The following is a 21,718-nucleotide window of genomic DNA, read 5'->3' as shown; positions in this document are numbered from 1 at the left end:
CTGGCTGAAGGTCAAGACGCGCATGCGGGCCATCGGCGCCCGCACGCATGTGGCCCTCCGCGAAGCAATGCGAGAGGCACTTGCATCCGTGAGGCCACAGGACGCAGCGGCCTGGTTCGCCTACTGCGGCTACCCGCCTCAACCGCCGTGATCACCGTTGTAGGGGCTGTCGCTGATTAGCGCAGCCAAAGAAGCATGGATGCGACGTGGAGGACGGAGAGGTAGCTGGTCGCCGTCTTGTCATAGCGGGTGGCGACAGCCCGAAAGCGGTTGAGGTCGTGGAAGAAGCACTCCACCCGGTAGCGCAGCCGGTACAGGGTGCGGTCTAACGGCAACGCCCGCTTGCGGCTCGGGTTCGAATGGATGACAGGCTTCATCCTGAGCTTTCGAACGTTGGCGCGAATGCGGTCGGCGTCATAGCCGGTATCCGCGATGAAAGCGGCGCCCTCGGCGTGCACCAGAAGTTCTTCGGCCATTGTGGACTCGTGCTGCTGGCCGGGCGTCAGCGCGACGTGGAGCGGCTTACCGCCCGTCGTAGTGACGGCGTGAACTTTCGTTGAAAAACCTCCTCGAGAACGCCCCAAAGCATTGCTTCGGATCCCCCTTTTCCGCCTGCGGCGTCCTGATGCGCCCGGACGACCGATGCGTCAGCAAGGGAGCCAAGCTCATCCACATCGAGCCGCAGCGCCTTGAAGATGGCTTCCCAGCGCCCAGTCTTCGCCCAGCGGTGGAAGCGATTGTAGACCGTCTTCCAGTGACCGAACCGCTCGGGCAAGTCCCGCCACTGCACCCCGGTCTTCACGCGCCACACCACTGCGTTGATGAAGTCACGGTCCCCTCGCTTCGAGCGAGGGCCGCTCCTGGAGCCCAGCAGGGGTTCGATGCGGCTCCACTCGGCATCGCTCAGTTCATGTCGGCGCACAGCCCGCGTTGACCATACCTGGCGCCAGGCAGCAACTCCGATTGAGGCCCTGCCCCAACGTGCCAGATAGCCGGCACGCCGGGTCGACTCTCGAACACGAGATCAGGGACAGCCCCTAGTTCAAGCCCCCAGCGTGCGGAAACGCTGGGCTCGTACCAATTTCGGAGGAATCCCCCGTTCCTGGAGTTCTTCCTTCCATCGCTCAATCCGGTCCATGAAGTCAGATGCCTCGGGCACGAGGCTCAACGCCTGTACCAGACTGGTAACGGCGGCCTGCTGTTCTTCGGACCACCATTGCTTCTTGATAAATGGAGGAATCTCCGCGAAGGACTGTGGCTCTGCGTACCGCGGAGGTCCACCGCCCGGAGGGAGACGATTCATTACAAGGTCGAAGCGACCTCCGGGCGTCGAATTGAACTCCCCCAAAGTCACTGGACCAAAACCTGGCGCATCCGCATGTAAGCTGTAAATGACACCGGCCGCAAAGGTCAGCTTCGTACCGCATTCACCCGATGGAAAGCTCCTGCTGTACCCGTCATCCAGAGTGGCAAAAGAAGAATCGGTGGCCCAGAGATAAACGGAAGGGAGCACCAACGGCCGAAGCCGAGCGTCGTAGACAAACACATCGAATGCCATGCATCAGCTCTTTGGCGTCCAACACGCCGTTTGGGTCTGCCCGAAGTCATTCTTGATTCGAAAGGTGATAGCCTCGACCTTCGGTGTACATAGCGAGAGAAGCACTTCAAGCCGCTCTTGAGTTTCACTGGCCTCCAAGATGAATGAAGAAGTCTCAGAGGAGGCCCGGGGTGGAATCTGCTTGATGTGCTGGGCGGTATGCAGAAGGCATTTGATTTGGTCTTGAGGCATCAGAGGAGCAACATACTCCGCACGCGTCACTTCGACCGTGAACACACACTCCTGCCGAGGCCCGCCTCCGAGGATGTTGTCGAACGCTATATTCTGGTTCTCCCGAAGAAAGAGCCCCTCCTTCCTGACGCGGTACTGGCTTTTAGAAGGGGTCGCGTCGAGCCGTAGTTCCGGCAGGCTCGCGGAGAGATCCGGCTCCCGCAAGACGCACTGGAGAAAACGAGCCGCGTTCTGAGCCGCCCAAGTCCGGTACGCCCCTCCGGATGATTCATCGATTTCTGCCTTCCGCTCGTCCGCCAAATCGGAGATTCCACGAATCAACAAAGGCTCCGGCTTACTCTGGATGCCTCGGAGCGCAACGAAGAGCCCCTTTGATTCCATCTCGACTGCATGAACGTTGGATTTGAGCTGCTCTCGTAGTTGCTCCGCGAATCCTCTCGCCTTGACAACATTGTTCCCCGAAGCAAGTGCGATTTTCTCGGCGTGTGCCTCAGGGGGCCGGGTAATCCGCGTCTTCAGGTAAGGATCCTTGTGAGCGGCGGCAAGACACGCCTCCTGCCACTCGGAGTAGAGGCGATCATTGTTCCGGATGTACCGCGCGCGGCCCTGTAATACTCCCAACGCCTCATGGCCCGTGTGTCGGAACTCGAAGCGCGGCGGGTCGCCAACGACAGAAGCCACGACGTAGCCGACCGCCTCTCCTGGAATGACCACATCTCCAAGGTTGACCTCAGGGCTAATGCTGCCAGCGATTCCCAGGAGGATGACATGGGCGGGTTGCCAGTAGGAGCAGGCAGCCTTCGCGAAGGCTGCAGACTCGTCCTGGCCCATTCGTCCCATCGCTGCCGCAGCGCAGAGATGGAGTACGCGCCCCCTCTTGAAGGAGTCCTCCTCGGCAACCCAGACGTCATGGTACGAGTCCCCCACCCGCCGGGAGCATGGCGATCTCCCAGATTGAAGGAGCCGCGCCACGTTGCGAAACTCCTCGTCAAGCGGCAGCAGGATCAGAAAATCCAGAAGAGCCATGGCAGCCTCTCACTGGGCTGCCCGCCGGGCACAGCCCACCACGTCACCAGACAAGTGACATCGACTGGAGTTTTACTTCGCGCCCCTGCTGACACGCAATGCGCATGAGGCGGTGTCAGGAGACGATAGCTGCGGCTGCCCCCTTTCGTAAAAACTGCCGGCGCGCGGCTAGGAGCTTGAGCAGTAAAAGTCCTTCCGCGACACTTCCTACATGCGCCCTACGGGTGCGGAGGAGACGGCGTGAGCTTCAGCTACCTGCGCTTCGATGATGTCCTGCCATACCTCGCCAGTGCCTACCGGCGGAGCAATCTGGTGCCTTTCACCGGGTCGGGGATGAGCGTGGGGGCCTGCACGAACTGGGGGGAATTCGTCGAGGGGCTGGTGGTCAAAGCCGGCGTGCCACGCTCAACGTCCTCCGCCCCCGAAGACATGGATAGCGCGTCATTGTACCGCCTCGCCGATAAGGCAGTCCTGGGGCTGAGCGCCATTGCAATGGGAGAGCGCATCAAGGCCTACCGCGCGGCCCTCAACGTAGGTGGCAAGCCACCCGGCAGGTGCAACATCCCCCTCCAGACGATGGCACTGGCTCAGTGCTACTGGCCGCTCGTCTTGAGTACCAACTACGACGACCTGTACGTCGTGAGCCGCATGCGCCAGTCCGATCCGGCGGAGATGGCCACCACGGCTCGCACCGGATCCTCCGCGCGAGACGAGGAGAACGAGCTCGCGGAGACGGATATCCCTGAAGTGCTCGGACGCAGCGTGGAGGACTGCCACAAGGTGATTCGCTCCCTGGATTCGCCGAGCCGCCCCATCCTCTGGGCCCTTCAGGGATTCATCGGAGGGCAAGCCGCGAAGCTTGACGCCCTCTACAGAACGCGCGTCCTCGACAAGCCACGACATCTCGAGTTGGCCAGACAGGTGGTCGTAGGCCACCAGCAGTACCAGCAGGCCATCAACGCCCAGCCCCACTTCCGACGTTCCTTCGCCGAGGTCTTCTCCCGACGCTCGCTGCTCTTCCTGGGGTCCGGCATTCTTGAGGACTACCTCGTCAACCTCTTCGGAGAGATTGCGCACCACTACGGCCCCGGCCCTCATCCCCACTTCGCGCTCTTCTGCAGGCAGTCGTTCAAGACCGGGAAGGATCCTGTCGCGGACAGGTACAAGAGAGACCCGCCCGATCCCCGCTTCTTCCAGATGCGGTTGGGTATCACCCCTGTGGTCTACGACACCTATGCGGAGCTGCCGGAACTGCTCAACCGGCTGGCGGAGGCCGTGGGCAAGCGGCCAAGTGGCTCCGTCCCGGGGGGAGCCAAACCCATCTCCTGGATGCCGGACGAGTTGGGCTTCAGCCTGGTCGATGGGCTCAACAAGCAGGTTCCCACGGCTGACAAGGGGAGCGGCAGCCGCTCCAGGGGCGCCAGGGCCAGCCCGGCCGTGGCTCCTCGCAGGCTTCGACTCCGGTATGCCCCGCTGCCGGTTCCCACGACGCAAGGCGAGTGCGTCATCGTCAGCGTCGGGCGTACCGTCAAGCGCAAGCGGCCCATCCATGGAAGCCAGGCCAAGGGGCTCCTCGCGAAGGCACGCAGCGCCGGACTCATCAAGAGCACGACACCGAGCAACTGGGAGGCATTGCGCGGTGGCTCCACACCTCCACTGGCCTACCGGTTCGGCAGGGCGCCCATCTTCGCCGTCGCGGCCCGCATCGACCATCCGACGCCGCTGCCGCCCTCGCATCCGGACGACCCCGAGGACAGCCGGGACCTGGGCATCATCATGGATGCAGTATCCGAAGCCCTGCTCATGGCGGACCGGGCGGGCTTCACGCATGTGCACATCGGTCCGGTGGCGTCAGGACAGTACCGCCTATGGACGCCCATCCATCCGTTCATCCAGACGCTCGCTGGAGTGCGCCACTTCTTTACCCGGCATCCGGACTCGCGCCTCCAACTGGTCGAGCTGTACGTCTTCTCGCCGGGAGTCTGGTTCCCGGTGGTGGCAGGAAAGCTCCCCGTGGGCGAAATCCTCTCCTCGGACATGATGAAGGTCTGGGTCGACGTCAGGAATGCCGATGGCGCCACGGAGATCTTCGCGGTGACCACCGGGGGCAGGCCGACACCCGTGACGGTGAAGACCATCAAGGAGATCTGTGGCCTGTCCCAGGACCGCCTGGATGTGGAGCTCCTCCCACGCTCGGGCAAGGTCGACCCCTCCGACGAGGATGACCGGCTGGTCACCCCGGCATCCATCGTCGTCTTTTCGCCTCGCAAGTGAGGCAAGGGTCAGCGCGAGCAAACGAAAACGGGCTGGAGACCTTTCGGCCTCCAGCCCGCTTCATCGTTTGGTCGGGGAGACAGGATTTGAACCTGCGACCCCTTGGTCCCGAACCAAGTGCTCTACCAGGCTGAGCCACTCCCCGATATCCGATGCTGCGCCAGGAACTGCCCTCGGGCCCGGCGAAGCGAGGGCGGATCTATCCGAGCCGCTTCCTTCAGTCAACGGACTCTTTTGCCTCCCCCTTCCCTCCCCCTCACCAACCCCCTCGCTCCCCCGACTGTTGTCCTACCTACCCTTCAGGACGGGACAATGTTCACCCTCTTCACAAGATCCGGGCCTTCCTGTACTTCCAAGATGTTGCACGTTGATCCGCCCCTGTTCCCCCACAGAGGACCATGACTGCTCCCACTGTCCTCATCTCGGATGATGAGCCCCTTGTCGTGTCCGCACTCGCCCGGGAGGCCAAGCGCTCCGGCCTCGTCTGCGTGTCCGACACCACCTCCGAACATGTGCTGGAGCTGGCCCGCAAACACCGGCCCGCGGTCATCATCCTGGACATCAATCAGCACCAGGACGGACGGGACCTGCTCGCGCAGCTGAAGAAGGACCCCGTCACCCGCGACTGCAAGGTCATCATGCTCAGTGGCGTGGAGGATCAATTCACCCGCCACGTGTGCTTCGAGTTGGGCGCCGACGACTACGAAGTGAAGCCGTGCGACCCCACCTTCATGACCCGCATCGCCCGCATGGCCGCCGCCGCCGTGCGCCCTCCCGCTTCGCCCGAAGCCGCCTGACTCACGACGGCCGCAGCGAACGGATGGCCTGCGCGTAGTCCTTCGCGCCAAACACGTAGCTGCCCGCCACCAACACCGTCGCCCCCGCGTCCACCACGCGCTTCGCCGTCTGCGCGTTGATGCCGCCGTCCACCTCGATGTCCACGTCCTTCAGCCCCCGCGCGTCCAGCATCGCGCGCAGCCGGCGGACCTTGTCCACCGTGGACTCGATGAACGACTGCCCGCCGAACCCCGGGTTCACGCTCATCAAGAGCACCATGTCCACGTCCCCCAGCACCTCTTCAATCGCCGACAGCGACGTGCCCGGGTTCAACACCACCGCCGGCTTCGCCCCCGCCTGACGGATGGATTGCAGCGTGCGGTGTAGATGCGGGCTCGCCTCCTGGTGCACCGTCAGCACGTCCGCGCCCGCCTTCACGAACGCGTCCACGTACTTCTCCGGCTCGACAATCATCAGGTGCACGTCCAGCGGCTTCGTCGCCACCCGCTTGATGGCCTCCACGATGACCGGCCCCAACGTGAGGTTGGGCACAAACCTGCCATCCATGACATCCACGTGAATCCAATCCGCGCCGGCGGCCTCGATGGCGCGGACCTCTTCACCCAGGCGGCTGAAGTCACAGGAGAGCAGCGACGGAGAGATGCGGACAGGGCGGGTCATGGCGGCGCTTCATAACCGCTTCCAGTGGGCCCTGGTACCTTCGCCCGGCAGGACAGGGTGCTTGCGGACACAGGTGGACCTGACAGGTGGGGGGGCCGGGCGGCCGACACATCCTGCGTGCTACAACTTGGCGCGCCCGCGGCCATCCGCCGCATCCCACGGAGCCCGCCTCGGTGCTTCCCCAGTCCGTGCCCGCCTCCCCCAACCTGTCCCGCCGGCTCGCGAAGCTGACGTCCATCCTGGATGTCGCCAAGGCGATGAGCGCCGAGCGCGACCTCGACCTGCTGCTGCCCCTCATCCTCTATGAGGCCACCAAGGTCGTGGAGTCGGACCGCTGCTCGCTCTTCATCCTGGACCGCGAGCGCGAGGAGCTCTGGAGCAAGGTGGCCCAGGGCTCCAAGAACGAAATCCGTCTCCCCATGGGCAGCGGCATCGCCGGCCAGGTCGCCCATACCGGCGCCGTCATCAACATCCCCGACGCCTACGCCGACGCCCGCTTCAACAGCAGCTTCGACATCTCCAGCGGCTACCGCACCCACACCATCCTCTGCGTCCCCATGCGCGACGCCAATGGAGAGGTGACGGGCGTCATCCAGGCCCTCAACAAGCGCGGCGGGCAGGTGTTCGACGAGGAGGACGAGGAGCTGCTGCTCGCCCTGGGCGCCCAGGCCGCCGGCGCGATCGAGAACGCCCTCCTCCACGAGGAAATCAACCGCCTCTTCGAGGGCTTCGTCTCCGCGTCCGTGGTCGCCATCGAAGCGCGCGACCCCTCCACCGCGGGCCACTCCGGCCGCGTCGCGGACCTCACCGTGTCCCTGGCCCAGGCGCTGGAGCACCGCGCCACCGGCCCCTATGCCCAGACGCGCTTCACCGCCGTGGAGCTGCAGGAGCTGCGGTACGCGTCGCTGCTGCACGACTTTGGCAAGGTGGGCGTGCGCGAGAACGTGCTCGTCAAGGCGGAGAAGCTGTATCCGCATGAGCTGGAGGCGCTGAGTGCCCGCTTCCAACTGGCTCGCAAGGATTTGCAGCTGCAGAGCTCCCGGCGCCGGCTGGCCTCCGCGGAGGTCCGCGGCCTGTCCGCCCTGCCCTCCATCCATCAGGAGGAGGACGCGCGGCTCGGCCAGGAGCTGGCCCAGTTGGATGAGGTGATGGGCTTCCTGCTCACCTGCAACAAGCCCACGGTGCTCGCGCAGGGCAACTTCGAGCGGCTCCTAGAGCTGGGCAAGCTCACGTTCACCGATGCACATGACCATGGGAAGCCGCTGCTGCTACCCCAGGAAATCCAATCCCTCTCCATCACCCGCGGCACCCTCTCCCCGGAGGAGCGCCGCGAAATCGAGAGCCACGTCGACCACACGTACCGCTTCCTGTCGCAGATTCCGTGGACTCGCGCGCTGCGCCGCGTGCCGGAGATTGCGTACGCGCACCACGAGAAGCTGGATGGCACGGGCTACCCTCGCGCCGTCCCGGAGATTCCGGTGCAGTCCCGGATGATGTCCATCTGCGACATCTACGACGCCCTCACCGCGAGCGACCGGCCCTACAAGAAGGCCGTGCCTCACACGCTCGCGTTGGACATCCTCAAGAAGGAGGCGGGGTCCGGACAGCTCGACAAGGACCTCTTCACCATCTTCGTCGAGGCGGAGATTCCCCGCCGGGCTCTCAAGAAGAGCCCGGCGTAGGGCCCTGCATCAGGCGCTGATGGTGTGCAGCCGGAGGCTGTTGATCTTCCCCGGCTGGCCCACCGGCGCGCCGAACACCACCACGATGCGGTCGCCCCTGCGAGCGAGGCCCCGCGACACCAGCTCCTCCTCCACGCGGCGGAGCATGGTCTCCGTCTCCTGGATGGGCTCCAGCACGCGCGGCACCACGCCCCAGAGCAGCGACAGGCGGCGGCGCACCTCCTGGTTGGGGCTGAACGCGACAATCGGCACCGTGGGCCGGTAGTGCGCGAGCAGCCGCGCCGTCACGCCGGACAGCGTGAAGGCCGCGATGAGCGTGGCGCCGCTGGCCTTGGCCGCCTCGCACGCCACACGCGCGATGACGTCCGGGAAGTGCAGCGGCAGGCCCAGCGGGGCCTCAATCTGGCGCGGCAGGAGCTGCGCGCGGGAGGAGGACTCGGCCGCCAGGATGATGCGCTCCATCATCTGTACGGAGTCCAGGGGGAACTTGCCGCTCGCCGTCTCACCCGAGAGCATCAGCGCGTCCGCGCCGTCGTACACGGCGTTGGCCACGTCGCTGGCCTCCGCGCGCGTGGGGCGCGGGTTGTCGATCATCGAGTTGAGCATCTGCGTGGCCACGATGACGGGCAGGCCTCGCAGGTTGGAGCGCCGGATGATGTCCTTCTGGACGGCGGGCACTTCTTCCGGGGGAATCTCCACGCCCAGGTCGCCTCGGGCCACCATCACGCCGTCCGTCTTGTCGAGGATGGCGTCCAGGCGCGCGATGGCCTCCGGCTTCTCCAGCTTGGAGATGATGGGCACCGTGCGGCCCACCTCCGCCATGGCCTGGCGCGCGGAGTCCAGGTCGGACGGCTGACGCACGAAGGACAGCGCGATGTAGTCCACGCCCGCCTTGAGGCCGAAGATGAGGTCCTCGCGGTCCTTGGGCGTGAGCGCGTCCGCGCGCACCGCCACGCCGGGCAGGTTGATGCCCTTGTTGTTCTTCAGGATGCCGCCGTGAATCACTTCCGTCTTGATGAGCTGCTTCTTGTCCGTCTCCACGACGCGCAGCTCCAGGAGGCCGTCATCCAGGAGGATGCGGTCGCCCGGGTTCACGTCCGCCGCCAGGTGCGGGTACGTGGTGGACACGATTTCGTCCGTGCCCTTCACCGTCTCGTCGGTGGTGATGTGGAAGGTGGCGCCGTGCTTCAGCTCCGTGCTGCCCGTGACGAAGCGGCCGGTGCGAATCTTGGGGCCCTGCAGGTCGCCCAGGATGCCCACCGCCTTGCGCACCTTCAGCGAGGCCGCGCGCAGCATGTCGATGTTCGCCTGATGCTGCTCGTGGCTGCCGTGGGAGAAGTTGAGCCGGGCCACGTCCATGCCGGACTCCAGCAGCGCTTCCAACATCTCCGGGGTCTGACTGGCGGGACCGAGGGTGCAGACAATCTTTGCTCGTCGCATATGAGGCCGAACATCCGGCCCCAGCGCGTTTCGGTCAAGGAGTCACAGCGCGCGACCGAGCAGGTAAACCAGTAAATGTCCAGGCCGCTCGGCGTGCGCTCAACCGCGCAGCAGCGTGCCCAGGTTCTCTCGCTCCCAACGCAGCGCGGCGGCGTAGTGCGGGTACGTGCGCTCGCGCTCGCGGAAGGCGCGCGGGTGGTGCACGCGGCGCCCGGTGCGGTTGCTGCTGGGGAACAGCTGGTGGAGCATCTCGTGGAAGACGATGAACTCCACGAAGAAGGCGGGCACGTCCGGCTTGTCCAGCGCGGGGTGGATGCGAATCTCGCGCGTCTGGTGGTCGTAGACGCCCAGGCGGATGGACTTGCGGCGGCGGCGCGGCGGCATGCGGCCCCAGCCGATGCGGGCCTGGATGGCGTTCTGGAAATATGCCTCGTTGACGCCGTTGTAGAGCGCGCGCAGGTCGAAGCAGCGGCCGAGCGGATTCAACTCCGCGTCGGATTCCCGGCGCAGCTGGCGGATGAGCGGCTGCTGGCCCCGGATGTACTCGTCCAGGAGGACGCCCGCGGCGCGGTGCCCGCGGCCCGCGTAGTCCGCCACCGCGCGCACGATGACTTCGGGCGCGTCCAGGAACATGTGGTGCAGCCGCAGCTGGAGCACCTGCGAGCCGCGGCGGAAGGACACCATGGTGGAGCGGTTGTCCGTCACGGCCAGGCGCACCGGCATGCCCAGGTTCGCGCTCAACCGCCACGCGAGCGACTCCGCGCGCGACCAGAGTTCCTCACGCGACGCGGTGAGGACGCGCGGTGCCTCCTCCGCCACGCGGTTGCGCGGCGGCAGCGGCGCGGGACCTTCCGGCACGCGCTGCGCGGAAGCGGCGGCGCGTTCCGCGGAAGAGCCACGGGGGAACAGGGACATCTGGCGGAAGGCTTCGGGCGTCACGCGGGGGGCATCGTACCCGGCACTTCCCGAACCTCAAGGCCAGGGGCTGGATGCCCGTCCGCCTGTCGACCGGGCCCACACGCCGCGCGTGACACCCCGGGTTGAATTCGTCCCAGAGGCATTGTCCTTCAGGACAGGCTGCCCGGGTCGCCATGGCGCGACTTGAGCAGCCGCTCCAGCCGCTCCGGCTCCATGCGCACCACGAAGGTCTTCTCCCGGGCATATGTCACCTGCCCGGGGGCCGCGCCCTTCAGCTTGCGCACGAACTTCACCGGCATGTAGCTCACCTCGCCGCGAGGTTCGCCCTTCGCACCGGAGTGGTGCAGCGCGAGGTGCGCCGCGTCCAGGAGCACCTCCTGCGCCACCTCCGCATTCTTCTCCACCGGCACCACCACGTGGCTGCCCGGCAGGCCCCGCGCGTGCAGCCACAGGTGCCACGGACGGGCCACCTTGAAGGTGAGCTGGTCGTTGTCCTCCGCGCCGCGCCCCACCCAGATGCGCGCGCCGCCATGCCCCACGTATTCCTTGAAGGGGAGGCCTCCCTTCGGACCCTCTTCCCCCTGGGTCACCTGGAGCACTTCCACCTGCGCGAGCAGCGCGGCGTCATCCATGGCTTCAATCTGGCTGAGCGCCGTCTGCGCGTGGGCGACCTCTCGCGCGAGCTCCGCTTCGCGGTGGCGGGCCTGCTCCACGCCGCGCAGCAGGCGCCGGTACTGGTGGAAGTGCCAGTCCGCCTCCTCCTTCGGGGTGCGCTTCGGGTCCAGCTTCACCTGGACCTCCTCCACGCCCGCCTCCGTATAGGAGGTGAGCGTCACCTGGGACGCGCCTCGCTTGAGCCGGTGCAGGTTCTGCGCGAGCAGTTCGCCCACCTCGCGGTGCTTCTCCGCCTCCGGGCCGCGCTGGGTTTCCGCGCGCACCTTCTCCAATGTGCGCGAGGAGCGCTTCAGCCTTGCCCGGTACGGCTGCGCGAGCCGGCGGCGGATGGTGTCCGCGCGGCTGGTGCGGTCCTTCTGTCCGAGCACCCGCTCGGCGGCCTGCAGCCTGGGCAGCGTGTCGTCTTCCTTCGGCTCCAGACGTGAAGGCTGCGCGCGGCCCTTCGCCAGCGCCTCCGCGGACACGGGCTCCGGTGGCGACCACTGCGCTCCGGGATAGAGGTTGCGCCTGGGGCCGAAGCCTTCGCCGGAGAGCATCAGCACCCGGTTGTTGTCGCTGAGGAGCAACAGGCCCCCGGGCGCGCCCACCTCCATCACCAGCCGGCGGCGCACGCCTTCGCGATCGAACTCCAGGACGATGGCGCGGCTCTCCTCCAGGTAGCGCGCGGCCTGGAGCTTGAAGCCGGTGAGCTCCTGGCGCAGCCAGCGCTGGAAGGGAGCGGGCTCGCCTGGCGTGGGGAAGCGGTCCTCCGCGACGGACAGGCGCGACAGCTCGCCTTCGGCGCAGAGGCACAGCACGACCGATCTGCCCGGGACGCGCAGCTCCACGTAGGCCAGGCGGGGAAGCGGGCACCACGCCTTCTGGGCCACCGCGCCCACCAGCCGGGCCGCGGCCTCCGCCACGACCTCACCGAACTCCACCGGACGCAGCGACATGGGCCCCTCCCGGGCGGACACACGAGGAGACGTAAACCCCTGGCCCGCAAAAGAAAAACGGCCCGGCGGGTTTCGCCGAGCCGTTCACCGGACGTCAACCGACGTCCGAAATGACGCCGTTACTTCAGGCTTCCGGGGTCGACGGGGCCGCGGGGGTCGCGGCCTTCCGGCGGGAAGCGGTCTTCTTCTTCGCGGCCTTCTTCGCGACCGGCTTCTTCGCGGCGGCCTTCTTGGCCGTACCGCGCTTGGCGGCAGGGGCCTTGCGGGCGGTCTTCTTCGTCGCGGTCTTCTTCGACGCGGCCTTCTTCGCGGTCTTCTTCTTCGCGGCCATCGGAATCCTCCGTTCAGTGTTGAGGCCCGCGAGGACGCGAGCCCTGCACCCACTTCGAACTGAACGTGAGTGCTTGAAATGAATGGTACGGGCGACATGCCAGTGTGTCAACGCATGGTGATGTATTGCAGTGCGCGGCGAGGCCGATTTTTGGCCTCCGGGCGCGTCGAACCGTTCGTGGCGGTCATTTCGGGGGTCCGACGCGTCGCGCGCGAGGCCGAATTTCCGGCTCCGGATGCACTTCGAGGGTCCGCGCAACGGGGCTGGATGTCCGCTGCCGTGCATCCGGCGCGCGCGCATCGCATCGCTTCCCGTCGTGGAGGCGGCGGCCTACGGTGCGCGCCCGAATGAGCTCCGCCGCGCTGACCTTCCCCTCGTCCTTCACCTTCGGCGTCGCCACTTCCGCGTACCAGGTGGAGGGCGGCATCGAGAACGACTGGGCCGAGTGGGAGCGGCTGGGGAAGTTGAAGGAGCCCCATGCGAGATGCGGCATCGCGGTGGACCACTGGCGCCGCTACGCGGAGGACTACGCCCTGGCGAAGGCGGTGGGGGCCACGGCGTTCCGGCTGTCGCTGGAGTGGGCGCGCATCGAACCCGAGCGCGGCCGGTTCGATGGTGCGGTGCTGGAGGGCTACCGCGAGCGGCTCTTGAAGCTGCGCGCGATGGGCCTGCGGCCGGTGGTGACGCTCCATCACTTCACCCACCCCACGTGGTTCCACGCGTCCACGCCCTGGCACCTTCCGGAGAGCCTGGAGGCCTTCCGCCAGTACGTGCGCCGGTGCGCGCCCCTGTTGGAGGGGCTGGACGCGCTCGTCATCTCCTTCAACGAACCGATGGTCCTCTTGTTGGGCGGCTACCTCCAGGGCCTGATGCCGCCGGGCATCGCGGACGGGGCGAAGACGATGGCCGCGCTCGGGAACATGGTGCGCGCGCACGTCATCGCTCGGGAAGAGCTGGGCCAGCACCTGGGCCGGGTGGAGCTGGGCATCTCCCAGAACATGCTCGCGTTCGCGCCGGACCGCTGGTGGCATCCCCTGGACCGCTCGCTGGTGAGGCTGGCGGCCCCGGCCTACAACCACGCGTTCCACGAGGCGCTGTCGTCCGGCCACCTGCGCGTGTTCATGCCGGGCGTGGCGTCCACGGACGTGCGCATCGAGGGGGCGCGCGACTCCGTGGAGTTCGTGGGCGTCAACTACTACACGCGCGCGCACCTGCGCTTCATGCCGCGCCCACCCTTCATCGACTTCAAGTACCGCGACCCGGACGGGCGCGGGCTCACCGACATCGGGTGGGAGCAGCGGCCCGAGGGCTTCCTCCAGCTCCTTCAGGAGGTGAAGCGCTACGGCAAGCCGGTGTGGGTCACGGAGAACGGCATCGACGACCGCAAGGGGACGGTGCGGCCGGAGTACCTCCACGCGCACCTGCGCCAGGTGCTGGCCGCGCGCGAGGCGGGCGTGGACGTGCAGGGCTACCTTTATTGGAGCCTGCTGGACAACTTCGAGTGGCTGGAGGGTTGGGGCCCGCGCTTCGGCCTCTACCACGTCGACTTCGACACGCTGGAGCGCCGCCCCACCCCGGCCTGCGACTACTTCCGCGCCGTCGCCACCGGGCGCGTGCTGGTGCCGCCCACGGCTCAGCCCAGCGCCGCGCGGTAGTCCACCTCCGGCTCCTCTAGAGGTGCCGTGGGGTCCGTGTCCGCGCCCGCGAAGAAGCGGCGCACGCTGTCCTCCACCGCCTCCGGCGAGTCCAGCCCGTTCACCTCCGAGCGGAAGTGCGCCGCGCCCTTGAGGCCGTGGGCGTACCAGGCCAGGTGCCGGCGGAAGGAGCGCACCGCGCTCAAGGGCTCCCCGACGAACTCCGCGTGGGCCCGGACGTGCTCCAGCACCAGCTCGCAGCGCTCCTCGGGCGTGGCGGGCGGGCCGCCCCGCAGTTCGCGGAAGAGCCACGGGTTGCCCAGGGCGCCCCGGCCAATCATCACGAAGTCGCAGCCGGTGCTGTCCAGCATGCGGTGGGCGTCCGCCACCGTCTTCACGTCCCCGTTGCCCATGATGGGCAGCTCCGGGAAGTGGCGCTTCAGGTCGGCGATGTGGTCCCAGTTCGCCTGCCCCGAGTAGCCCTGCTCGCGCGTGCGAGGGTGCAGGGCGAGCCCCGCGCACCCCGCCTCCTGCAGCGCCTCCGCCACCTTCAGATAGTTGAGCGTGCGCGCGTCCCAGCCCGAGCGGATTTTACAGGTGACGGGCAGGCCGGTGGCTTCACGGATGGAGCGGACGATGTCGGCGGCGCGGGGCACGTCGCACAAGAGGCCGCTGCCGGCGCCGTTGCGCACCACCTTCTTCACCGGGCAGCCCATGTTGATGTCGATGACCTGCGCGCCCGCGGCCTTGCCCACCTGCGCGGCCTGGGCCATGGCCTCCGGCTCGCCTCCGAAAATCTGGAGCGAGTAGGGCTTCTCCACGTCGGGGTCGTAGCGCAGGTACTTGAGCGTGCGCTGGTTCTGGCGCATCAGGCCCTGCGCGCTGACCAGCTCCGTGGGGCAGAGGGCCGCGCCCAGCCGGAAGGCGATGACGCGGAAGGGGCGCTCGCTCACGCCGGCCATGGGCGCGAGGATGTAGGGGTTGGGGAGCGTGTAGGGACCCAGCTTCAGCATGGCGGAAGACACCCTATAACCCGGAGGGGAACAGAAGCGCGCGGGCCATGAGAACGGCCCTGCGCGAGTGGGGGCCAACGATTAAGGTCCCCCTCCATGTTCCGTTTTCGGCTCGGGAGCGTCCCCGTCCACGTCCACACGAGTCACCTGCTCTTCTCCGCGGTGTTCGCCTACCAGTCCCTGCCCCTGCCGGGCCGGCACTCGGGTGCCGGGTGGCTGGGGGACCAGCTGGCCGACGCCGCGTCGCCCGGGCACATGGGCGCGGTGGTGACCTACGTGCTGGCGTGGATGTTCATCGTCTTCGTGTCCGTGCTCGTCCATGAGCTGGGGCACGCGGTGGCCTTCCGCTACTTCGGATACCAGCCGAGCGTGGACCTGGTGTTCATGGGCGGCGTGACGCGGCCCAACACGGACGCGCCCCTGCCCTGGCACAAGGACGTGGTGAGCAGCTTCGCGGGTCCGCTGGCGGGGCTGGCGCTGGGCGTCCTGTGCTGGGCAGTGCTGATGCAGGTGCGGGGCCGCTCGGAGGTGGCGGACTTCTTCCTGAGCAACTTCTTCTTCGCCAACATGGTGTGGGCGGTGCTGAACCTGCTGCCGGTGCCTCCCTTGGATGGCGGGCACATCAGCACGGCGCTGGCGACGCGGATGTTCGGGCGGCGGGGCTTCATCGTGTCGCACGTGCTGGCGCTGGGCCTGTGCGTGGGCCTGGTGCTGCTGAGCATCAAGAGCGGGGCCCTGTTCATGGGCGTCCTCTTCGCCATGTTCGGCTTCCAGGCGTTCCGCGTGCTGACGGACGTGATGCGCGTGCGCAACGAGGCGAAGGAAGAGGAAGGTCCCAACGCCCAGGCCCTGCGCGAGGCGCAGCAGGCGCTGCGCGAGGACCGGCTGGACGACGCGTGGCGGCAGGGCAACCGGGTGCTGGAGACGGAGGGGCTGTCCCCGGGGCTCACCAGCCGGACCCATTACCTGCTGGGCTGGGTGGCGCTGAAGCAGGGCCACGGGCGGCCCGCGCTGGACCACTTCTCCCAGGTGCAGGGCCAGCCGGTGGAGATGCACGCGGTGGCGGCGGCGTTCTCGCTGGTGGGGGATGACGCTCGGGCGGTGGGCTACTGGAAGCAGGCGTGGGGCGAGTCGCAGGACCGCACCGTGATGCACGAGTACGCGGGCGCGCTCATCCGGCTGGGCCAGGTGAACGAGGCGCTGCGGCTACCCGGCGTGGACCCGGCGGCCGCGTTCCGGTGCGCGGAGCGGGCGCTGTTCATCCGGGGCGCCTATTCGGAGGCCGCGGCGGTGGGCGAGGCGGCGCTGAAGCACGTGCCGGACCCGGGCATCGCGTACGACGCGGCCTGCGCCTTCGCGCGCGCGGGCAACGTGGCGGACGCGGTGCGGCTGCTCCAGCGGGCGGAAGGCCTGGGCTTCAAGGACGCGGCCTACGCCTCCTCAGATGAGGACCTGGCGCACCTGCACGGCCACCCCGCCTTCGAGGAGTGGCTGGCGCGGCTGCGGCAGGCCGCCTCGTCCTGACGGGGGCGACTTTCTCCCGCTCGGCGCCTTCCGGGCCCTAAAGTCCGCGCCCGTCCCGTGAGCCCTCCGTCCCCTCCCGTGAAACCTGGTGCCGAGCCCGTGCGTACCGGAGACATGCCGGCATCTCCGGGAGCTTCCGGCGACTCGGACGAGGTGTTGATGGAGCGGTTCTGCCAGGGGGACGCGCAGGCGTTCGACGCGCTCTTCCAGCGCTACGCGCGCCCCGTCCAGGGCTACCTGGCGCGCCTCACCGGCAGCCCCGCCACCGCCGAGGACCTGGCCCAGCTCACCTTCCTGTCCCTGGTGCGCGCGCGGGGCCGCTATCAGGCCGGCGCCCGCGTCCGGCCCTGGCTGTACGCCATCGCCACCAACGCCGCGCGCGACCATGCGCGCCGCCACCGCCGCCCGGAGGACCTCACTCCCGAGGGGGAATTGCCCCTCACCGCCGTGGCGGATACGCCGGAGCCTCGCGACGCGGGCCTGGAGCGCGCGGTGCAACGCGCCCTGGCGCAGCTTCCCGAAGGCCAGCGGCTGCCCATCCTCATGCACCGCTTCGAGGGCATGGGCTTCGCCGAAATCGCCGAGGCCCTGGGCCTCACCGAGAGCGCGGTGAAGGTCCGCGCCCACCGGGGCTACGCGCGCCTGCGCGAGCTGCTCGCCCCTCTTCAGCAGGAGACTTCACGATGACGCCCGAGTGCGAACGCGTCCTCGACCAACTGGACGGCCCGTTGCCTCCGGACCTGGCGTCACACGCGGCCGGGTGCGCGGACTGCCGAGCCCTGCTGGAGGGCTTCCAGGTGCTGGCGCCCCCCGCCTCCGCTCCGCCCCCTGTCCTTATTAATGATGCGAGGCTCGAACAGACGCGGCGTCAGTCGCTGACGGAGCTGGCGGCGCACCCCAAGCCCACGCCGTGGTGGAAGGAGGTGGCGGTGCTGCTCGCCGCCTATCTGGGCGTGGGTGTGTTGGGGCTGCTCTGGGTGGGCCGGCACGGGATGATGCTCAACTCCGCGTCGCCGCTGGCGGTGGTGCTCGTGGCGCTGCTCATCGTCGTGGGCGTGGGCGGCGGCGCGATGGTGGCCATGGCTCCGAGGCAGCGCGCCTGGCCCTTCACGCTCGTGGCCGTGGGCGCGCTCGTCGTGGCGCTGGCACAGCTGAGCGGGCGCTCGGGCGTCCAGGTGCGGCCGTTCCTCGCGGGTACCCTGGGGTGCATGGGCGCGGAGGTGGTGCTGTCCGTGGTGCCGCTGGCCCTGGCGCTCGTCCTGCTGTGCCGCTCCGCCTTCCAGCCCGTGCGGGCGCTGGCGGCGGGCCTGTCCTCCGCGGGTGTGAGCCTGCTGATACTTCACGTGCACTGCCCGGACGGCAGCGCGGGCCACCTGATGCTGGGCCACGTGCTGCCGTGGTTCGTGCTGGCGGGCGTGGCGGTGTTCATCCGCTCGCGCCTGCCGTCCCGCTCGTTCGCGCCCTGAGGGGCACTGGGAGTCCTACTGGAGCCGCGACAGCGCTTCCTGGGGGAAGGCTCGCGCGTCCACCTTCGCGTGCCACTCCTTGATACGGCCGTCCGGCCCGATGACGACGCCCACCCGGCGCGCGTTGGGGGCCGAGGCGTCATCCGCGGCCCCGTAGGCCAGCCCCACCTTGCGATCCACGTCGCACAGGAGCGGGAAGTTGAAGCCGAACTTCTGGGCGAAGGCCTGGTTCTCCTCCGGCGTGTCGAAGCTGATGCCCAGGATGGCGGTGCCCTTCGCCTCGTACTGGGTCTTGTGGTCGCGGAAGGAGCAGCCCTCCGCGGTGCATCCCGGGGTGTCCGCCTTCGGGTAGAACCAGAGCACCACGTTCTTGCCCCGGTAGTCCGACAGCCGGTGCGTCTTCCCCGTCGAGTCCTGCACGGTGAACTCCGGGGCCACGTCTCCCTGCTTGAGCATGTGCGATGCCTCCTTCATGGGGTGGAAACCGGGGGCGTCGTAACACGCTCCGGGGGCAGGGAGCCGGGCACCGCTCGGGTGATGTGTGGAGTGGAGTGCAGGCGGACGGCGCCGGAGCACGGGGGGCATCAAGAGGCTTGAAACCCACCGGCCTCCTCCGTTTAGTAGGTGCACCAAATGAACACCTCCGACGAACCTCCGCCTGCCGAAATGCAGCGGATGGCCGCGCTCACCCTCTGGGCGCGACAGAACCTCTCACGCCTCATCTATTTCCTGCTGGGCGCGTCCAACCGCATCCGCCTGCCGACCCCTTCGGTGTTGCCCATCGCGGGCGCAGTGGTGGGGCTCTACAGCGGACTGGCCGCGGGCATCTTCTCCAACCTCATTGGCGTGATGAGCGGCATCACGTTCAGCGCCGCGGAGCTGACGGCGACGCTGAAGCCGCAGCGGCTGCGCACGTTGATGGAGTCGCTCTCCTCCGCGCGCTGGCACCTGGAATACGCGCTGGTGGGCGTGCCGCTGGCGCTCGGCGCGCTCTTGCTGGCGCGGGTGATTGAGCCCGGCGGCCCTCGCGATGAAGTGAAGCGCCGCCTGCGCCTGCTCGCGCTGCTGACGCTGGGCGCGCTGTCGCTCTACTACCCGCTGGTGGGCCTGGCGGCCGTGAACGCCGTGTTCGGCCACGCGCACAACCTGGCCGCGGCGATTCCGCACCTGCCCTGGTGGCTGATGCTGCTCGCGCCCACGGTGGGCGGCCTGGCGGTGGGGCGGCTTCTGCGCGACCGGCCGGAGACGCACGGCCACGGCCTTCCGGAGGTGGTGCGCGCGGTGAAGAGCGGCGCCAACGTGGTGCCGGCGGACCGCGGGCTGCTCAAGCTCATCGCGTCCGCCATCACCATTGGCAGCGGCGGCTCCGCGGGCCGAGAGGGCCCCATCGTCTACGGAGGCGCGGCGTTCGCGTCCAGCGTGGGGCGCGTGCTGGGCTTCAGCCGCAAGGAGCTGTCCATCCTGCTGGCGTGCGGCGCGGGCGCGGGCATCTCCGCGTCCTTCAACGCCCCCATCGCGGGCGCGGTGTTCGCGATGGAGATCATCCTGCGCGAGTTCGAGCTGCGCGTGTTCTCCCCCATCATCCTGGCGAGCGTGGCGGGCACGCTGGTGAGCCGCGGCGTGCTGGACGAAGCGCCCCTGCTCAACCGGGTGAACTACGAGCTGGTCAGTGGCTCGGAAGTCTTCGCCTACGCGGCGCTGGGCATCGGGTGCGGGCTGCTCTCGTTCGCGTTCGTGAAGATGCTGCACGGCGTGGAGCACTTCTTCCAAGGCCGCATGGGCGGGAAGCTGTCGCCGTGGCTGGGGAAGAAGCCGCTGCCGGTGCGCGCCGCGCTGGGCGGCCTGTGCACGGGCGTGCTCGTGTTCCTGAGCCCCACGGTCTGGGGCAGCGGGAACGACTTCATCAACATGGCGGCGGCCGGACAGCTGCCCTTCTTCTTCCTGGTGACGGCGTGCGTGCTGAAGCTCGTGGCCACGGCGCTCACCATTGGTTCAGGCGGCTCCGGCGGCACGTTCTTCCCGTCGGCGCTCATCGGCGCCATGGCGGGCGGCGCGTTCGGCACGCTGGTGCACTATTTCTTCCCGCACGCCACGGGGCCCAGCGGCGCGTACGCCATCGTGGGCATGGGCGGCGCGGTGGCGGCCCTCACGCGCGGTCCGCTCACCGGCATGATGATGCTGTACGAGCTGAGCGGCAGCCACGAAATCATCCTGCCGCTGATGGTGACGTGCACCATCGCGTCCGCGGTGTGCCACTTCCTCACGGAGCGCACGGCGCCCAAGGTGCAGAGCGACGAGGACCTGCTGGTGGCCACGCACGTGCGGGCCCTGATGACGGAGGTGCCGGCGGTGACCGCGGGCACGCCGCTGCGCGCGCTGACGGACCAGCTGCTCACGTCCGAGGCCGGCACGCTGCCGGTGCTGGACACCGAGGGAAACCTCTACGGCACGGTGCAGGTGGAGCAGCTGCGCGAGGTGTGGCGCGACGAGTCCATGTACCCGCTGCTCGTGGCCAGCGACCTGGCGCGCAAGCTGCCCGCGCTGGCGCCGGACTCGGACCTGGCGCATGCGCTCCAGGTGATGGACCAGGAGGACGTGGACGCGTTGCCGGTGGCGCCCGTGCTGGGACTGGCTCCGTGCGGGCTCCTCACCCGCGCCGCCGTCCGGCGCTTCCTCTTCGCGCAGCACGCGCGCGAGCACTCGACGGGGAACTACCCCGTCACCCCCTCCGAGGCGGCGCACTGAGCATCGGAGACCGGCGGGCCGGCCGGCTCCGGGGATTGCCGCCAGGGCAGACACCCACGACGGGAGCGCATCCCACTCCCGCCGTGCGAGCGCCCTCCAACGTATCGCGGACGGCTAATCAATCCCCAATGTCAGCTCAAGCTCGCACGTCACGGGGTCGATGGCGGACGACGGCGGAGAGTAGGTGCACACCACGCCCTGGTTCCCCTTGGGATAGGTGACGACAGACGCTGAACAGACGCCGCCCGAGTAGGTGACGAAGACCGAGAAGACGCACGCCTTGGCCGCGCCCCACGGGTCCGCCGGGTTCGTCGTATAGGAGAAGCCCTGACTCCAATTCATCGCGGGCGGAACCTCCGTCTGAGCAAAGCCCAATCCCGCGATTGTCGCTGGCTGCTGCACGATGACGTGTCCGCTCAGGGCAGTCCCGTTCTTATAGAGAGTCGAGCCGGTGCCGTTGACGATGTGGAAGGTCTCGGTGACGTACACGAGCCTCTTCGAACCGGACAGGTCACGCGACGGAACCGGGAGAGGCTGCCCCTGGCTGGCCACGAACTCCTGGGCCATCCGCTGCGAGTCGAAGTCCCCCGGCTCCTCGGCGGAAGCGGACACAGCGGCCAGCAACGAGGCGCCCACCAGGGCAGAAACGGCCAGGTACTTCACTCCGTGGCGCGGCATGTGAGGCGCTCCATTGTCTGGGGTAGGCCCTCCCAGGCCATGGTCTGGCTTTCCGGCGAGGGCGAACGACGGGCTAACATGCCATTCATTGGAATGGCAATCCTAAACCCTCAAAACCCCCAATTCGATT

18 protein-coding genes, 1 tRNA gene and 1 pseudogene are annotated in these 21,718 nt (G+C 68.1%); 8 read left to right on the top strand and 12 right to left on the bottom strand.

What is annotated here, in order from left to right; translation table 11 throughout:
• Positions 1-176 precede the first annotated feature (176 nt).
• The 3 genes and pseudogenes from D7Y04_RS45970 to D7Y04_RS34500 form a co-directional block, all read right to left on the bottom strand.
• Positions 177-895, bottom strand: a pseudogene (locus D7Y04_RS45970) (IS5 family transposase); the annotation flags it as partial.
• Positions 896-1,042: 147 nt separating this feature from the next.
• Positions 1,043-1,558: a hypothetical protein gene (locus D7Y04_RS44170; RefSeq protein WP_147477256.1), complete on the bottom strand. Its 516-nt coding sequence runs from the start codon at positions 1,556-1,558 to the stop codon at positions 1,043-1,045.
• Positions 1,559-1,561: 3 nt separating this feature from the next.
• Positions 1,562-2,815: a hypothetical protein gene (locus tag D7Y04_RS34500; protein ID WP_121762046.1), complete on the bottom strand. Its 1,254-nt coding sequence runs from the start codon at positions 2,813-2,815 to the stop codon at positions 1,562-1,564.
• A 492-nt stretch (positions 2,816-3,307) separates the two neighbouring features.
• Here D7Y04_RS34500 and D7Y04_RS34495 point away from each other — a divergent pair, with 492 nt between their 5' ends.
• Positions 3,308-5,089: an SIR2 family protein gene (locus D7Y04_RS34495; protein ID WP_158627634.1), complete on the top strand. Its 1,782-nt coding sequence runs from the start codon at positions 3,308-3,310 to the stop codon at positions 5,087-5,089.
• Between the two features lie 68 nt (positions 5,090-5,157).
• Here D7Y04_RS34495 and D7Y04_RS34490 read toward each other — a convergent pair.
• Positions 5,158-5,234, bottom strand: a tRNA-Pro gene (locus D7Y04_RS34490).
• Positions 5,235-5,487: 253 nt separating this feature from the next.
• On the opposite strand from D7Y04_RS34490, the gene D7Y04_RS34485 reads away from it, so the two are divergent.
• Complete coding sequence (locus tag D7Y04_RS34485; RefSeq protein ID WP_120577602.1) at positions 5,488-5,886, top strand: two-component system response regulator; 399 nt, start codon at positions 5,488-5,490, stop codon at positions 5,884-5,886.
• 1 nt (position 5,887) lies between these two features.
• Here the strand turns inward: D7Y04_RS34485 and rpe are convergent, their stop codons facing one another.
• Positions 5,888-6,547, bottom strand: a complete 660-nt coding sequence (rpe, locus tag D7Y04_RS34480; RefSeq protein ID WP_120596075.1) for a ribulose-phosphate 3-epimerase — start codon at positions 6,545-6,547, stop codon at positions 5,888-5,890.
• A gap of 173 nt (positions 6,548-6,720) precedes the next feature.
• On the opposite strand from rpe, the gene D7Y04_RS34475 reads away from it, so the two are divergent.
• Positions 6,721-8,229, top strand: a complete 1,509-nt coding sequence (locus D7Y04_RS34475) for an HD family phosphohydrolase (protein ID WP_121762044.1) — start codon at positions 6,721-6,723, stop codon at positions 8,227-8,229.
• Between the two features lie 9 nt (positions 8,230-8,238).
• Here D7Y04_RS34475 and pyk read toward each other — a convergent pair whose 3' ends face one another.
• From pyk to D7Y04_RS34455, 4 genes are all read right to left on the bottom strand, one after another.
• Complete coding sequence (gene pyk, locus D7Y04_RS34470) at positions 8,239-9,669, bottom strand: pyruvate kinase (RefSeq protein ID WP_120596074.1); 1,431 nt, start codon at positions 9,667-9,669, stop codon at positions 8,239-8,241.
• A gap of 99 nt (positions 9,670-9,768) precedes the next feature.
• Complete coding sequence (locus tag D7Y04_RS34465) at positions 9,769-10,584, bottom strand: hypothetical protein (RefSeq protein ID WP_120596080.1); 816 nt, start codon at positions 10,582-10,584, stop codon at positions 9,769-9,771.
• Between the two features lie 152 nt (positions 10,585-10,736).
• A complete protein-coding gene (locus D7Y04_RS34460) occupies positions 10,737-12,197 on the bottom strand; it encodes an NFACT RNA binding domain-containing protein (protein WP_120596073.1) in 1,461 nt (486 codons plus the stop codon).
• A 124-nt stretch (positions 12,198-12,321) separates the two neighbouring features.
• Entirely contained in the window at positions 12,322-12,528 is a 207-nt protein-coding gene (locus D7Y04_RS34455; RefSeq protein WP_120561418.1) for an excinuclease ABC subunit A, read from the bottom strand.
• Between the two features lie 347 nt (positions 12,529-12,875).
• On the opposite strand from D7Y04_RS34455, the gene D7Y04_RS34450 reads away from it, so the two are divergent.
• A complete protein-coding gene (locus D7Y04_RS34450) occupies positions 12,876-14,183 on the top strand; it encodes a glycoside hydrolase family 1 protein (RefSeq protein ID WP_120577596.1) in 1,308 nt (435 codons plus the stop codon).
• Here the strand turns inward: D7Y04_RS34450 and dusB are convergent.
• A complete protein-coding gene (gene dusB, locus D7Y04_RS34445) occupies positions 14,162-15,175 on the bottom strand; it encodes a tRNA dihydrouridine synthase DusB (protein ID WP_120596072.1) in 1,014 nt (337 codons plus the stop codon). The genes D7Y04_RS34450 and dusB overlap by 22 nt on opposite strands.
• Before the next feature lie 96 nt (positions 15,176-15,271).
• Between dusB and D7Y04_RS34440 the strand changes: the two genes are divergently transcribed.
• The 3 genes from D7Y04_RS34440 to D7Y04_RS34430 all read left to right on the top strand — a co-directional run bounded on the left by D7Y04_RS34440 (position 15,272) and on the right by D7Y04_RS34430 (position 18,165).
• Positions 15,272-16,699, top strand: coding sequence for a site-2 protease family protein (locus tag D7Y04_RS34440; RefSeq protein ID WP_120596071.1), 1,428 nt, complete (start codon positions 15,272-15,274; stop codon positions 16,697-16,699).
• 114 nt (positions 16,700-16,813) lie between these two features.
• Entirely contained in the window at positions 16,814-17,386 is a 573-nt protein-coding gene (locus tag D7Y04_RS34435; protein ID WP_167548695.1) for an RNA polymerase sigma factor, read from the top strand.
• Complete coding sequence (locus D7Y04_RS34430; protein ID WP_121762043.1) at positions 17,383-18,165, top strand: NrsF family protein; 783 nt, start codon at positions 17,383-17,385, stop codon at positions 18,163-18,165. Before D7Y04_RS34435 ends, D7Y04_RS34430 begins: the two co-directional genes overlap by 4 nt.
• Positions 18,166-18,180: 15 nt before the next feature.
• Here D7Y04_RS34430 and D7Y04_RS34425 read toward each other — a convergent pair whose 3' ends face one another.
• Complete coding sequence (locus D7Y04_RS34425; protein WP_120577592.1) at positions 18,181-18,621, bottom strand: peroxiredoxin; 441 nt, start codon at positions 18,619-18,621, stop codon at positions 18,181-18,183.
• Between the two features lie 177 nt (positions 18,622-18,798).
• On the opposite strand from D7Y04_RS34425, the gene D7Y04_RS34420 reads away from it, so the two are divergent.
• Complete coding sequence (locus D7Y04_RS34420; RefSeq protein WP_233601713.1) at positions 18,799-20,910, top strand: chloride channel protein; 2,112 nt, start codon at positions 18,799-18,801, stop codon at positions 20,908-20,910.
• Between the two features lie 114 nt (positions 20,911-21,024).
• On the opposite strand, the gene D7Y04_RS34415 is transcribed toward D7Y04_RS34420, so the two are convergent.
• A complete protein-coding gene (locus D7Y04_RS34415) occupies positions 21,025-21,588 on the bottom strand; it encodes a hypothetical protein (RefSeq protein WP_121762042.1) in 564 nt (187 codons plus the stop codon).
• Between the last annotated feature and the right edge of the window lie 130 nt (positions 21,589-21,718).

This window comes from Corallococcus sp. AB038B (genome assembly GCF_003668955.1).
Taxonomy (GTDB): domain Bacteria; phylum Myxococcota; class Myxococcia; order Myxococcales; family Myxococcaceae; genus Corallococcus; species Corallococcus exiguus.
This window is presented reverse-complemented; position numbering and strand designations above follow the sequence as displayed.

Coding starts and splice junctions, on each gene's coding strand:
- D7Y04_RS44170 (WP_147477256.1), bottom strand. CDS start 1,558: ATGGCATTCGATGTGTTTGTCTACGACGCTCGGCTTCGGCCGTTGGTG.
- D7Y04_RS34500 (WP_121762046.1), bottom strand. CDS start 2,815: ATGGCTCTTCTGGATTTTCTGATCCTGCTGCCGCTTGACGAGGAGTTT.
- D7Y04_RS34495 (WP_158627634.1), top strand. CDS start 3,308: ATGGGAGAGCGCATCAAGGCCTACCGCGCGGCCCTCAACGTAGGTGGC.
- D7Y04_RS34485 (WP_120577602.1), top strand. CDS start 5,488: ATGACTGCTCCCACTGTCCTCATCTCGGATGATGAGCCCCTTGTCGTG.
- rpe (WP_120596075.1), bottom strand. CDS start 6,547: ATGACCCGCCCTGTCCGCATCTCTCCGTCGCTGCTCTCCTGTGACTTC.
- pyk (WP_120596074.1), bottom strand. CDS start 9,669: ATGCGACGAGCAAAGATTGTCTGCACCCTCGGTCCCGCCAGTCAGACC.
- D7Y04_RS34465 (WP_120596080.1), bottom strand. CDS start 10,584: ATGTCCCTGTTCCCCCGTGGCTCTTCCGCGGAACGCGCCGCCGCTTCC.
- D7Y04_RS34460 (WP_120596073.1), bottom strand. CDS start 12,197: ATGTCGCTGCGTCCGGTGGAGTTCGGTGAGGTCGTGGCGGAGGCCGCG.
- D7Y04_RS34455 (WP_120561418.1), bottom strand. CDS start 12,528: ATGGCCGCGAAGAAGAAGACCGCGAAGAAGGCCGCGTCGAAGAAGACC.
- D7Y04_RS34450 (WP_120577596.1), top strand. CDS start 12,876: ATGAGCTCCGCCGCGCTGACCTTCCCCTCGTCCTTCACCTTCGGCGTC.
- dusB (WP_120596072.1), bottom strand. CDS start 15,175: ATGCTGAAGCTGGGTCCCTACACGCTCCCCAACCCCTACATCCTCGCG.
- D7Y04_RS34440 (WP_120596071.1), top strand. CDS start 15,272: ATGTTCCGTTTTCGGCTCGGGAGCGTCCCCGTCCACGTCCACACGAGT.
- D7Y04_RS34435 (WP_167548695.1), top strand. CDS start 16,814: ATGCCGGCATCTCCGGGAGCTTCCGGCGACTCGGACGAGGTGTTGATG.
- D7Y04_RS34430 (WP_121762043.1), top strand. CDS start 17,383: ATGACGCCCGAGTGCGAACGCGTCCTCGACCAACTGGACGGCCCGTTG.
- D7Y04_RS34425 (WP_120577592.1), bottom strand. CDS start 18,621: ATGCTCAAGCAGGGAGACGTGGCCCCGGAGTTCACCGTGCAGGACTCG.
- D7Y04_RS34420 (WP_233601713.1), top strand. CDS start 18,799: ATGAACACCTCCGACGAACCTCCGCCTGCCGAAATGCAGCGGATGGCC.
- D7Y04_RS34415 (WP_121762042.1), bottom strand. CDS start 21,588: ATGCCGCGCCACGGAGTGAAGTACCTGGCCGTTTCTGCCCTGGTGGGC.